Source organism: Streptomyces bauhiniae (assembly GCF_004784475.1).
In the GTDB taxonomy this organism is placed as follows: domain Bacteria; phylum Actinomycetota; class Actinomycetes; order Streptomycetales; family Streptomycetaceae; genus Streptomyces; species Streptomyces seoulensis.
In genome coordinates this window covers 542,978-554,450 of the sequence record NZ_SRRT01000006.1, presented here as the reverse complement: position 1 = coordinate 554,450, position 11,473 = coordinate 542,978, and the positions used below count along the sequence as shown (strand labels likewise).

11 protein-coding genes are annotated in these 11,473 nt (G+C 70.9%); 6 read left to right on the top strand and 5 right to left on the bottom strand.

Annotation, left to right across the window (positions count from 1 at the left end; all coding sequences use genetic code 11):
• Positions 1-93 precede the first annotated feature (93 nt).
• Both E5083_RS22340 and E5083_RS22335 read left to right on the top strand, forming a co-directional pair.
• Positions 94-585: an inorganic diphosphatase gene (locus E5083_RS22340; RefSeq protein ID WP_135787545.1), complete on the top strand. Its 492-nt coding sequence runs from the start codon at positions 94-96 to the stop codon at positions 583-585.
• 116 nt (positions 586-701) lie between these two features.
• Complete coding sequence (locus E5083_RS22335; protein ID WP_135787449.1) at positions 702-2,360, top strand: threonine/serine exporter family protein; 1,659 nt, start codon at positions 702-704, stop codon at positions 2,358-2,360.
• A gap of 10 nt (positions 2,361-2,370) precedes the next feature.
• Here E5083_RS22335 and E5083_RS22330 read toward each other — a convergent pair whose 3' ends face one another.
• Positions 2,371-3,363, bottom strand: coding sequence for a DedA family protein (locus E5083_RS22330; protein WP_135787448.1), 993 nt, complete (start codon positions 3,361-3,363; stop codon positions 2,371-2,373).
• Positions 3,364-3,512: 149 nt separating this feature from the next.
• On the opposite strand from E5083_RS22330, the gene E5083_RS22325 reads away from it, so the two are divergent.
• Positions 3,513-3,878, top strand: a complete 366-nt coding sequence (locus tag E5083_RS22325) for a YbjQ family protein (RefSeq protein WP_135787447.1) — start codon at positions 3,513-3,515, stop codon at positions 3,876-3,878.
• A gap of 16 nt (positions 3,879-3,894) precedes the next feature.
• Here the strand turns inward: E5083_RS22325 and E5083_RS22320 are convergent, their stop codons facing one another.
• Complete coding sequence (locus tag E5083_RS22320; protein WP_135787544.1) at positions 3,895-4,656, bottom strand: MerR family transcriptional regulator; 762 nt, start codon at positions 4,654-4,656, stop codon at positions 3,895-3,897.
• A gap of 133 nt (positions 4,657-4,789) precedes the next feature.
• Here E5083_RS22320 and E5083_RS22315 point away from each other — a divergent pair, with 133 nt between their 5' ends.
• Both E5083_RS22315 and gad read left to right on the top strand, forming a co-directional pair.
• The gene (locus E5083_RS22315) at positions 4,790-6,076 is read left to right on the top strand and encodes an ion channel protein (RefSeq protein WP_135787446.1); all 1,287 of its coding nucleotides are present in this window, start codon (positions 4,790-4,792) and stop codon (positions 6,074-6,076) included.
• Positions 6,077-6,101: 25 nt separating this feature from the next.
• Positions 6,102-7,505: a glutamate decarboxylase gene (gad, locus tag E5083_RS22310; protein WP_135787445.1), complete on the top strand. Its 1,404-nt coding sequence runs from the start codon at positions 6,102-6,104 to the stop codon at positions 7,503-7,505.
• Between the two features lies 1 nt (position 7,506).
• Here gad and E5083_RS22305 read toward each other — a convergent pair whose 3' ends face one another.
• From E5083_RS22305 to E5083_RS22295, 3 genes are all read right to left on the bottom strand, one after another.
• Positions 7,507-8,052, bottom strand: coding sequence for a DinB family protein (locus E5083_RS22305; RefSeq protein WP_135787444.1), 546 nt, complete (start codon positions 8,050-8,052; stop codon positions 7,507-7,509).
• A gap of 123 nt (positions 8,053-8,175) precedes the next feature.
• Entirely contained in the window at positions 8,176-9,636 is a 1,461-nt protein-coding gene (locus tag E5083_RS22300) for an aldehyde dehydrogenase family protein (RefSeq protein WP_135787443.1), read from the bottom strand.
• A gap of 114 nt (positions 9,637-9,750) precedes the next feature.
• On the bottom strand, positions 9,751-10,575 hold the full coding sequence (locus E5083_RS22295) for a helix-turn-helix domain-containing protein (RefSeq protein ID WP_135787543.1): 825 nt from the start codon (positions 10,573-10,575) through the stop codon (positions 9,751-9,753).
• Between the two features lie 333 nt (positions 10,576-10,908).
• Between E5083_RS22295 and E5083_RS22290 the strand changes: the two genes are divergently transcribed.
• Positions 10,909-11,412 (top strand): ATP-binding protein, encoded by a 504-nt coding sequence (locus tag E5083_RS22290; RefSeq protein ID WP_208754121.1) that lies wholly within the window; start codon positions 10,909-10,911, stop codon positions 11,410-11,412.
• The last annotated feature ends 61 nt before the right edge of the window (positions 11,413-11,473 follow it).

Genomic DNA, 11,473 nt, shown 5'->3' with positions numbered 1-11,473 from the left:
TCCGGCACGACCACCAGCCCCTTTCGCGATCACACTCCTGCGTGAGGGACACTTAATCACCAGAACTATGCGCTGATCATGGAGGAGCCACCGGTGGAGTTCGACGTCACGATCGAGATCCCGAAGGGTTCGCGGAACAAGTACGAGGTGGACCACGAGACCGGTCGGATCCGCCTGGACCGTCGCCTCTTCACCTCGACCGCCTACCCGACCGACTACGGATTCGTCGAGAACACGCTCGGCGAGGACGGCGACCCGCTGGACGCGCTCGTCATCCTGGACGAGCCCACGTTCCCGGGCTGCCTCATCAAGTGCCGCGCGATCGGCATGTTCCGGATGACGGACGAGGCCGGCGGCGACGACAAGCTGCTGTGCGTCCCGGCGACCGACCCGCGCGTGGAGCACCTGCGCGACATCCACCACGTGTCGGAGTTCGACCGCCTGGAGATCCAGCACTTCTTCGAGGTCTACAAGGACCTGGAGCCGGGCAAGTCGGTCGAGGGCGCCAACTGGGTGGGCCGCCAGGAGGCCGAGGCGGAGATCGAGCGCTCCTTCAAGCGCCTGGAGGAGCAGGGCGGTCACTGACCTGCCCTTCCCGGCGAGCGGGCCGTGTCACCCCGGTGGGGGTGGTGCGGCCCGCTCGCGCTTTCACGCGCATACTGAGGCGTAATCGGAAGGTGCCATTCAGGGAGCGGTGCGAGGTGTCGGAGGCGGAGGACCGCAAGCCCCGGTCGGACGAGGCGCGGGCCACGTTCGACCCGGAGATCACGTCCGAGTTCGCCATCCCGGAGGGACTCGCGGTCGCCAGGGGAAGCGGCGAGTCGGAGACGACATCCGAGTTCGCCGTGCCCAAGGGGCTGGAGTCGGCGCAGGCGGAGGCCGAGCCGGAGGGCTCGGCGTTCAACACGCCGCGCACGTACAGCGTCAAGGACGCGCCGCCCGCGTTCACCCCCGCGACGGGCGTCCCGATGATCACGCTGATCACGGACGCGCCCTGGCAGGACCGGATGCGCACGATGCTGCGCATGCCGGTGGCCGAGCGGCCGGCGCTGGAGCCGGTGGTGCGCTCCGAGGACGAGGGCCCGGCGGTCCCGCGCGTGCTCGACCTGACCCTGCGTATCGGCGAGTTGCTGCTCGCGGGCGGCGAGGGCGCCGAGGACGTGGAGGCCGCGATGTTCGCGGTGTGCCGGTCCTACGGGCTGGACCGCTGCGAGCCGACGGTGACCTTCACACTGCTGTCGATCACCTATCAGCCCTCCCTGGTGGAGGACCCGGTGACGGCGTCCCGGACGGTCCGCAGGCGCGGCACCGACTACACCCGGCTGGCAGCCGTCTTCCGGCTGGTGGACGACCTCACGGACCCCGAGGCGCACCTCTCCCTGGAGGAGGCGTACGGCCGCCTGGCGGAGATGCGGCGCAACCGGCACCCCTACCCCGGCTGGGCGCTGACCATGGCCAGCGGCGGGCTGGCGGGCGCGGCCTCGGTGCTGGTCGGCGGTGACGCGATCGTGTTCGTCGCGGCCGCGCTGGGCGCGATGCTCGGCGACCGGCTGGCCTGGCTGCTGGCCGGGCGCGGGCTGCCGGAGTTCTACCAGTTCACGGTGGCCGCGATGCCGCCCGCCGCGATCGGCGTGGCGTTCGCGCTGGCGGACGTCGACGTGAAGGCGTCCGCGGTGGTCACCGGTGGACTCTTCGCGCTGCTGCCCGGAAGAGCCCTGGTGGCGGGCGTGCAGGACGGGCTGACGGGCTTCTACATCACCGCGTCCGCGCGGCTGCTGGAGGTGATGTACTTCTTCGTCGCCATCGTGATCGGCGTGCTGACGGTGCTGTACTTCGGCGTGCAGGTGGGCGGCGAGCTGAACCCGGACGCGGTGCTGAACATCCAGTCCCGGCCGGTGCTGCAGATCCTGGCGTCCATGGTGCTGTCGCTGACCTTCGCGGTGCTGCTCCAGCAGGAGCGCTCCACCGTGCTGTGGGTGACGCTCAACGGCGGTGTCGCCTGGTCGGTGTACGGCGCGCTGCACTACACCGCGAACATCTCGCCGGTTGCCTCCACGGCGGTGGCGGCCGGTCTGGTGGGCCTGTTCGGGCAGTTGCTGGCGCGCTATCAGTTCGCGTCCGCGCTGCCGTTCACCACGGCCGCGATCGGCCCGCTGCTGCCCGGTTCGGCCACGTACTTCGGTCTGCTGTCCATCGCGCAGAGCGAGGTGGACAAGGGGCTGGTGTCGCTGGCCAAGGCCGTGTCACTGGCCATGGCCATCGCCATCGGGGTGAACCTGGGTGCGGAGATCTCCCGGCTCACCCTGCGGATCGGCTCCGCCGGCAAGCGCCGGGCGGCCAAGCGCACCAGGGGCTTCTAGGGGCGCGCCCCTACTGGGGGCGCTGGCCGCCCTGGTCGTACCCGTAGGGGTAGGGCTGCTGGGGCTCCTGGGGGCGTCCGTAGCCGTCGTACTGCGGCTGCTGCTGGGGCTGCCGGCCGTAGTACGGGTCCTGCTGCTGCCCGTAGCCGCCCTGGCCCTGACCGGGGTAACCCTGGCCGCCCTGGGGCTGGTTGCCGTACCCCTGCTGCCAGTGCTGCGGCTGCTGCTGGGGGGCCGCCTGCTGCTCGTAGGGGCGCCCGTAGGGGTCCTCGTAGGGCTGGTCGGGCTCGATGCGGCGGAGCTGGGTCGTGGAGTCGTCCATCACCGGGGCCTGCGGCTGCTGCTCGTACGCGGGCTGCTCGGGGGCCTCCCGCTCCGCGCGCTTGTTCTTGCCGCGGGCGCGCAGGAACTCGATGGCGATCGGGATCACCGAGATGAGGACGATGAGGATGAGCATCGCCTCGATGTTGTCCTTGACGATGCCGATGTTGCCGAGCCAGGAGCCCAGCAGCGTCACCCCGGCGCCCCAGAGCACACCGCCGATGACGTTGAAGGTCAAAAATGAGCGGTACCGCATCCCGCTGACGCCCGCGATGATCGGCGTGAAGGTGCGCACGATGGGCACGAAGCGGGCCAGGACCAGGGACTTGGGGCCGTACTTCTCGAAGAACTCGTGCGCCTTGGTGACGTTCTCCTGCTTGAACAGGCGCGAGTCGGGCCGGTTGAACAGCGACGGGCCGACCTTCTTGCCGAACATGTAACCCGCCTGGTCGCCCAGGATCGCGGCGACGCAGATCAGCGCGATCGCCCCCCACAGCGGGAAGTCGAGCTGCCCGGAGGTGATCAGCAGACCGGCGGTGAACAGCAGCGAGTCACCCGGCAGGAAGAAGCCGATGAGCAGGCCGGACTCGGCGAAGACGATGAGCAGCAGACCCCAGATGCTGTACGTGTCCAGCAGATAGTTGGGATCGAGCCAGCTCGGGCCGAGGGCGAGTGTCATCACGGGTCCGGGCTCCTGAGGGGGGAAGAGGGCGGCGACGGCGGCTGCGATGCATGGTGGCCGCCCAAAGCTATCAACGCTTCATGACGGGCCCAGGTTCCACCGGCCGTCCCAGAATGCACTGTGCGGCGACCGGGGCAAAGCTGTGCGTCATGGGACTCGAAGACTACGGCGGCGGCCAGGGGCCCGAGCCGGACGTACTGGTGGTGACGGCGAACGACGTGCCCGGACGGCGGGTGGAGCGGGTGCTCGGCGAGGTCTTCGGCCTCACCGTGCGCTCGCGGCACCTGGGCAGCCAGCTCGGCGCCGGGCTGAAGTCGATGATCGGCGGCGAGCTGAAGGGGCTGACCAAGACCCTGGTGCAGACCCGCAACCAGGCCATGGAGCGCCTGGTGGAGCAGGCACGCGCGCGGGGCGCCAACGCCGTGGTCGCCTTCCGCTTCGACGTCACCGAGGCCGCCGACCTGGGCACCGAGGTCTGCGCCTACGGCACGGCGGTGGTCCTGGCCCGCGAGTGAGCCAGGACCGGGGTGCCTACGCCCCGTGCCGGTCGGCGTTGGCGGCGATGGCCGCGTTCAGGTGGGCGGCGACACCGGGGCCGAGGGCGTCGTAGTACGCGGTGAAGCGGGCGTCGGCGACGTACATCTCACCCAGACAGCGGTGCATCGCGTACGGGCATTCGTAGAACCAGCGGCCGATGTGGCGGCGGTGCTCCTCGGCGAGGTCCATCGCCCCCGGGTCGGCGGGCGGGACGCCGTCGGCCACCAGGGTGGCGTAGCGGGTGTTCCAGTCGTCGGACTCGGCGCGCATCCGCTGCCAGTCGGCCTTGGTGTAGCGGGCGGTGCGGCGGCGGGACTCGGCGTACGCCTCGGTATTGCCCCAGCGGCGCTCGGTCTCCTCGGCGTATTGCTCGGGGTCGTGGTCCCCGAAGACCTCGAAGCGTTCCTCGGGGGTGAGGTCGATGCCCATCGTGCGTGCCTCCATGGCGTGTTCCACGGCCGCCGCCATCCGGCTCAGCCGCTCGATCCGGGCGGTCAGCAACTCGTGCTGCCGGCGCAGATGGGCGCGGGGGTCCGCGCCGGGATCGTCGAGCAGGGCGGCGACCTCGTCGAGCGGGAAGCCCAGCTCTCGGTAGAACAGGATCTGCTGGAGCCGGTCGAGGTCGGCGTCGGCGTAGCGCCGGTGTCCGGCGTGCGTGCGCCCGCTGGGCACGAGCAGCCCGATCTCGTCGTAGTGGTGCAGGGTGCGCACCGTGATCCCGGCGAACCCCGCGACCTGCCCCACGGAGAAGCTCAACGTTCCTCGCTCCTTGTCGTCGACGGCGCCGGGCGCGCCGCCGGGGTCCACGCTCGGCCCTCACGCCGGGTGAGGTGCAAGGGGGAATTCCGTCCGGGATGTTGTGTCCGTTGTGTCCACTTATGGTGAGCCCGTGGCCCAGGACACCGCGCGGCAGCCGCCTCCGACCGCTCCCACGGCCCCGGCGCGTGCGCTGCTGCCCCTGATCCTGCCCTCCGTGACGGTGGGGATCGTGACCAGCCTCGTCTTCGTCGGGGTGAGCACGGCGGCCGAGAAGCTCCAGCACGTGCTGTGGGGGCCGCTGCCGGACGCGCTGGGGGTGGGCCGGTACTCGGTGCTCTGGATGTTCGTGATGCTGTTCGCCACCGGTGTCGCGGTCGGCCTGGTGGTGTGGAAGGTCCCCGGACACGCCGGGCCCGACCCGGCCACCCTCGGCCTGGACGCGCCGGTGCTGCCGCCGAGGGTGCTGCCAGGGCTGGTGCTGGCGGTGGGGCTGATGCTGGCGGGCGGGCCGAGCCTCGGCCCGGAGAACCCGATCATCGCGGTCAACGTCGGGCTCGCCATGTGGCTCGGGCAGAAACTGGTGCCCCGCGCGCCGGGCTCGCTGTGGCCGGTGCTGGCGGAGGCGGGCACCATCGGGGCGCTGTTCGGCACACCGGTCGCGGCCGCGCTGGTGATCTCCGAGGCGCTGGCCGGGCGCCCGCTGCGGGGACGGCTCTGGGACAACCTGTTCGCCCCGCTGACCGCCGCCGCCTGCGGCGCCATCACCACCAGCCTGGTCGCCCGCCCCACCTTCGACCTGGGCCTGCCGCCCTTCGGCCACCCCCGGTGGGGCGACGTGGTGGCCGCCCTGGTGATCGCCTCGGCGGCCGCGCTGCTCGGCATGTGCGCGGTCCACGTCTTCCCCTACGTCCACACGGCCTTCCACCGGCTGCGGCACCCGATGCTGATGCTCCCGGCGGGCGGGCTCGTACTGGGCGCGCTGGCGGCCGCGGGCGGGCATCTGACGCTGTTCAAGGGGCTCACCGAGGTCGGGGAGCTGGCGCGGGACCCCGGCGGCTGGTCGGCGGCCCAGTTCGCGGTGCTGGCGGTGGTGAAGCTGGCCGCGCTGGTGGTGGCGGCCTCGTGCGGGTTCCGGGGCGGCCGGATCTTCCCGTCCGTGTTCATCGGGGCCGCGCTGGGGCTGTGCGCACACGCGCTGGTCCCGGCCGTGCAGCCCGCGGTCGCGGTGGCCACGGGCGTGCTGGGCATGCTGCTGGCGATCACCCGGCAGGGCTGGATCAGCCTCTTCACGGCCGCCGCGCTGGTCGCCTCCCCCGCGGTGCTCGCCCTGCTGTGCATCGCCTCGCTGCCCGCCTGGCTGCTGGTGACCGGGCGCCCGCAGATGCAGTTGCGCGCGGACGGGACCCCGATCCGCTGAACCTTCCCTGATGGAGGCATGGCCCATGGCGCTGCACCGAGGTTCCAGGAAGCACGGGGAACGCCCCATATCCGTCAACCCGTTCTTCGGGGACGCCGACCCCGTCAGCGGGATGACCGAGGCCCCGCCCACCCACCGGATGCCTCAGAAGCCGCTGGCCCCGGCGACGGCGTACCAGGTGGTGCACGACGAACTCATGCTGGACGGCAACGCCCGGCTCAACCTGGCCACCTTCGTCACCACCTGGATGGAGCCGCAGGCCGGGGTGCTGATGGCGGAGTGCCTGGACAAGAACATGATCGACAAGGACGAGTACCCGCGCACCGCCGAGCTGGAGCGACGCTGCGTGGCGATCCTCGCCGACCTCTGGAACGCCCCCGACCCCTCGGCCGTGGTCGGCTGCTCCACCACCGGCTCCAGCGAGGCGTGCATGCTGGCCGGCCTGGCGCTCAAGCGCCGCTGGTCCCAGCGGAACGCCGACCGGTATCCGGGGGCCCGCCCGAACCTGGTGATGGGCGTCAACGTCCAGGTCTGCTGGGACAAGTTCTGCGACTTCTGGGAGGTCGAGCCCCGGCTCGTCCCCATGGAGGGCGACCGCTTCCACCTCGACCCGCGCGCGGCGGCCGGGCTGTGCGACGAGAACACCATCGGGGTCGTCGGCATCCTCGGCTCCACCTTCGACGGCTCCTACGAGCCCATCGCCGGCCTCTGCGCCGAGCTGGACGCCCTCAAGGAGCGCACCGGCCTCGACATCCCGGTCCACGTGGACGGCGCCTCGGGCGCGATGGTCGCCCCCTTCCTGGACGAGGACCTCGTCTGGGACTTCCGCCTCCCGCGCGTGGCCTCGATCAACACCTCGGGCCACAAGTACGGGCTGGTCTACCCCGGCGTCGGCTGGGCGCTGTGGCGGGACGCCGACGCGCTGCCCGAGGAGCTGGTGTTCCGGGTGAACTACCTCGGCGGCGACATGCCCACCTTCGCGCTGAACTTCTCCCGCCCCGGCGCCCAGGTCGCGGCCCAGTACTACACGTTCCTGCGCCTGGGCCGCGAGGGCTACCGCGCGGTGCAGCGCTCCACCCGCGCAGTGGCGACCTACCTCGCCGGGAAGATCGAGGCGCTAGGCGACTTCCGGCTGCTCACGCGCGGCGACCAGCTCCCGGTGTTCGCCTTCACCACCGCCGGCCACGTCACCGCGTACGACGTGTTCGACGTCTCCCGGCGGCTGCGCGAGTACGGCTGGCTGGTGCCCGCGTACACCTTCCCGCCGGACCGGGAGGATCTCTCCGTGCTGCGGGTGGTGTGCCGCAACGGGTTCTCCCACGACCTGGCCGACCTCTTCCTCGCCGACCTGGAGCGGGCCCTCACCGGCCTGCGCCGCCAGGAGGGGCCGACCGGTGACAGGGAGGCCGCCACGGGGTTCCACCACTGAGCTAGGACGCCTGCTGCTCCTCCAGCGCCACCAGCTCGAACGCCGTCTTCCCGTCCAGGGACTCCCGGATGATGTCGGCGTGGCCGGCGTGCCGGGCCGTCTCGCGGATCAGGTGGAGGCAGAGCCAGCGCAGCGAGACCGCGCCGTCCGGCGGGAACCAGGGCTCCGAGGGCAGCGGGAAGGTGTCGTCCAGACTGGGCGCGGAGCGGATCAGCTTCTCCGTCTCCGCGGCCAGCTCCGCCCAGTACGCGAGCTGCCCCGCCACCGTCTCGTCCTCGGTGAGCTGGAAACACTCGTGCCAGTTCGACTGGTCCCGGACCACCGCCGGCTGCTCCTGCCGGGCGCGGGCCTGCCACGCCTGCTCGACCTCGGCGACGTGCTTCAGCAGCCCGCCCAGCGACAGTTCGCTCGCGCTGGGCCGGGTGCGCGCCTGCTCCTCCGTCACGCCCAGCAGGGCCCGGCGGATGCCGCCGCGCTGCTCCTCAAGGAACGCCAGCAGTGCCCCGCGCTCGTCGCCCGGCGCCTCGGCTCCCACATGAGTGACCATGACCGTCCGCCTCTTCTTCCGTCCCCGCCGGGGCCGTCCGCCCCGACACCGACGAAGCTACGGGCCATCGAGGTCAGATCCTGTCCTCAATGGCCCGTGACGGCGGAAGTTTCTCGCGGCGGCTCAGAACGGGAAGCCGCTGCGCCCGTGCTGCACCGAGATCCACTTGGTGGTGGTGAACGCCTCCAGCGTCGTCTCGCCGTTCAGCCGGCCGATGCCGGAGTGCTTCTCGCCGCCGAAGGGCACGATCGGCTCGTCGTGCACGGTGCCGTCGTTCACATGGAACATCCCGGTGTCGATCCGCCGCGCGAAGGCCACCCCGCGCTCGATGTCACCGGTGTGGACGGCGCCGCTGAGCCCGTAGGGGGTGTCGTTGACGATGCGGACCGCCTCCTCCTCGCCGTCGAACGGGACGAGGAAGACGATCGGCCCGAAGACCTCCTGGCGCAGCAGCTCCGAGCCCTCGGGCAGGTCGGTGAGCACACTGGGCGCGACCAGGTTCCCCTCCACCGAACCGTGCACCAGCGCCGTGGCGCCCTCCGCGAGCGCCTGCTCGACCACCGAGGAAAGGGCGTTGGCCTGCGTGGAGTTGATGACCGGGCCGATGACCGTGGCCGGGTCGCGCGGGTCGCCCACCGGCAGCGAGCGCACCTTGGCGACGAACTTGTCGGTGAACTCCCCGGCCACCGAACGGTCCACCAGCACCCGGTTGGCGGCCATGCAGACCTGCCCCTGGTGCACGAACCGGCTGAAGACGGCCGCGTCCACCGCGTAGTCCAGGTCGGCGTCGTCCAGCACCACCAGGGCGCTGTTGCCGCCGAGTTCGAGCACCGCCCGCTTGAAGTTGGCGGCACACACGGTGGCGACATGGCGGCCGGTGCCGTCGGAGCCGGTGAAGGAGATGACCCGCGGCACCGGGTGCTCGATGAAGGCGTCCCCGACCTCCGCGATGTCGGTGACGACCACGTTGAGCAGCCCGCCGGGCAGGCCCGCGTCCTCGAAGAGCTTGGCGATCAGGGTGCCGCCCACGACCGGGGTGTTCTGGTGCGGCTTGAGAACCACGCCGTTGCCGAGCGCGAGCGCCGGGGCGACCGACTTCAGCGACAGCAGGAAGGGGAAGTTGAAGGGGCTGATCACGCCCACCACGCCGACCGGCACCCGGTAGACGCGGTTCTCCTTGCCCTCCAGCGGGGAGGGCAGGATGCGGCCCTCGGGGGCCAGCGCCAGGTGGACCGACTCGCGCAGGAACTCCTTGGCGAGGTGCAGCTCGAAGCCGGCCTTCACACGGGTGCCGCCCAGCTCCGCGACGATCAGCTCCGCGATCTCCTCCTCGCGCTCCTCAAGCAGGGCGAGGGCCCGCTCGAAGACCGCGCGACGCGCGTAGGGGCTGGTGCGCGCCCATTCCTTCTGGACGCGCTCGGCGGCCCGGTACGCCTGGTCGATCTCGTCGACCGAGGCCACGGTGATCGAGGCCAGCTTCTCGTCGTCGTACGGGTTGAAGTCGATGACGTCCCAGGAGCCGGTGCCCGGCCGCCATTCGCCGTCGATGTACTGCTGGGCCAGGTCGCTGAAAAAGGCCGCCATGTGATCCCTCAATCGTGAGCGTACGGCTGAGTCACGCCAGGTGCTGATCACGGGCCATCGTACTGGTGCGCTACGGAGAGCGAGGAGCGCGCGGCCCCTCAACTCCCTTGTACGTCACACCTGTTCGGCGAGCCTCCGAATGAGGTCGCGGCTCTCCTCCGGACCCGGACTGTCCTGCTGGAGTTCCTTGAGGGCGTGCTCGTACTGGGCGACGTCCTCGCGTTTGTCCAGGTAGAGCGCGCTGGTGAGCTGCTCCAGGTAGACCACGTCGGAGAGGTCCGACTCGGGGAAACTGAGCAGGGTGAAGGCACCGCTCTCCCCGGAGTGTCCGCCGAAGGCGAAGGGCATTACCTGGAGGCGCACGTTGGGCCGCTCGGAGACCTCGATCAGGTGCTTGAGCTGGCCGCGCATGACCTCGCGGTCGCCGTACGGGCGGTGCAGGGCGGCCTCGTCGAGCACGATGTGGAACTCGGGCGCGTGGTCGCCGAGCAGATGCTTCTGCCGCTCCAGGCGCAGCGCCACCCGCCGCTCGACGTCCGCCGCGCTCGCGCCGCGCATGCCGCGCCGGACGACCGCGCGGGCGTAGTCCTCGGTCTGGAGCAGGCCGTGCACGAACTGCACCTCGTAGACCCGGATGAGGTGCGCGGCGCCCTCCAGGCCCACATAGGTGGGGAACCAGCTCGGCAGCACGTCGGAGTAACTGTGCCACCAGCCCGCCACGTTGGCCTCCCGCGCGAGGGAGAGCAGCGACTCGCGCTCCGCCTCGTCGTCGATGCCGTAGAGCGTCAACAGGTCTTCGACGTCCCTGGTCTTGAAGCTCACCCGGCCCAGTTCCATCCGGCTGATCTTCGATTCGGAGGCGCGGATCGAGTAACCCGCCGCCTCGCGTGTGATCCCCCGCGCTTCCCGCAGCCGCCTGAGTTGCGAGCCGAGCAGCATCCGCCGCACCACCGATCCGGGCTCTCCCGCGCTCACGTACGTCGCCTCCCCAACCATCCGCAAGTGCCTGAGTCTGCCACTAAAACACTTCAAGCAGTACTCGTACGGTTACGGAAACGGAAAGAGGTGAACCGTTTCTGCCCGCCACAGGTCACGACCACTGGCGCCGATGTGCGCCTTGATGGCGGAAAAAATGGCCAAGAAGCGGTACGCGCAGGGCGATTTCGGCCGCGTGCACGTGCATCTGCCCTTGCATCTGCTGTGCGCATCCGAAACCATGGGTGCCGCGCCACCGCTGCCTCGCAACGACCGCGAATTCCGGGAGTGCCTCGCATGGGGACGAATGGATCGACCATGCTCAAGCCGTTACGGCAGGGCCTTCCTCCGCTGGACCCCTCGGCCGTGTCCGATGCCGCCTCCTGCGCGCTGCCGGCCCGCTACGAGGCCGTCCGCGAGGCGCGGAACTTCACCCGCTCGACCCTCGGGTCCTGGGACGTCGGCGACCGCTTCGACGACATCGCGCTGGTCGTCTCCGAACTCGTCACCAACGCGCTGCGTCATGCCCTGCCCGCCGAACTCCCTTCGACCGGCGGGCAGTCGGCGCCCGTGCGGCTGCATCTGCTGCGCTGGACCGGGCGGTTGGTGTGCGCGGTGCGCGACCCGAGCGACGAGAGTCCGGTGCCGCGCGAGACCGAGGACGACTTCTCGGCCGAGTCCGGGCGGGGGCTACTGCTGGTGGAGTCCTTCGCGGACGGGTGGGGCTGGCATCCGGCTTCGGGCGGGGCGGGCGGGAAGCTGGTGTGGGCGCTGTTCCGGCTCGGGAAGGACGAGGTCTAGTCGGGTGATGATGCTCGACTGCCCTGCTGTTCAGGGGCGTTGACATCGTTGCCGGACCGGC

Bases quoted from the DNA above. Each gene is read 5' to 3' on its own strand.
- E5083_RS22325 (WP_135787447.1), top strand. From the start codon at position 3,513: ATGGGACTCGAAGACTACGGCGGCGGCCAGGGGCCCGAGCCGGACGTA.
- E5083_RS22295 (WP_135787543.1), bottom strand. From the start codon at position 10,575: ATGCTGCTCGGCTCGCAACTCAGGCGGCTGCGGGAAGCGCGGGGGATC.
- E5083_RS22290 (WP_208754121.1), top strand. From the start codon at position 10,909: ATGGGGACGAATGGATCGACCATGCTCAAGCCGTTACGGCAGGGCCTT.
- E5083_RS22300 (WP_135787443.1), bottom strand. From the start codon at position 9,636: ATGGCGGCCTTTTTCAGCGACCTGGCCCAGCAGTACATCGACGGCGAA.
- gad (WP_135787445.1), top strand. From the start codon at position 6,102: ATGGCGCTGCACCGAGGTTCCAGGAAGCACGGGGAACGCCCCATATCC.
- E5083_RS22305 (WP_135787444.1), bottom strand. From the start codon at position 8,052: ATGGTCACTCATGTGGGAGCCGAGGCGCCGGGCGACGAGCGCGGGGCA.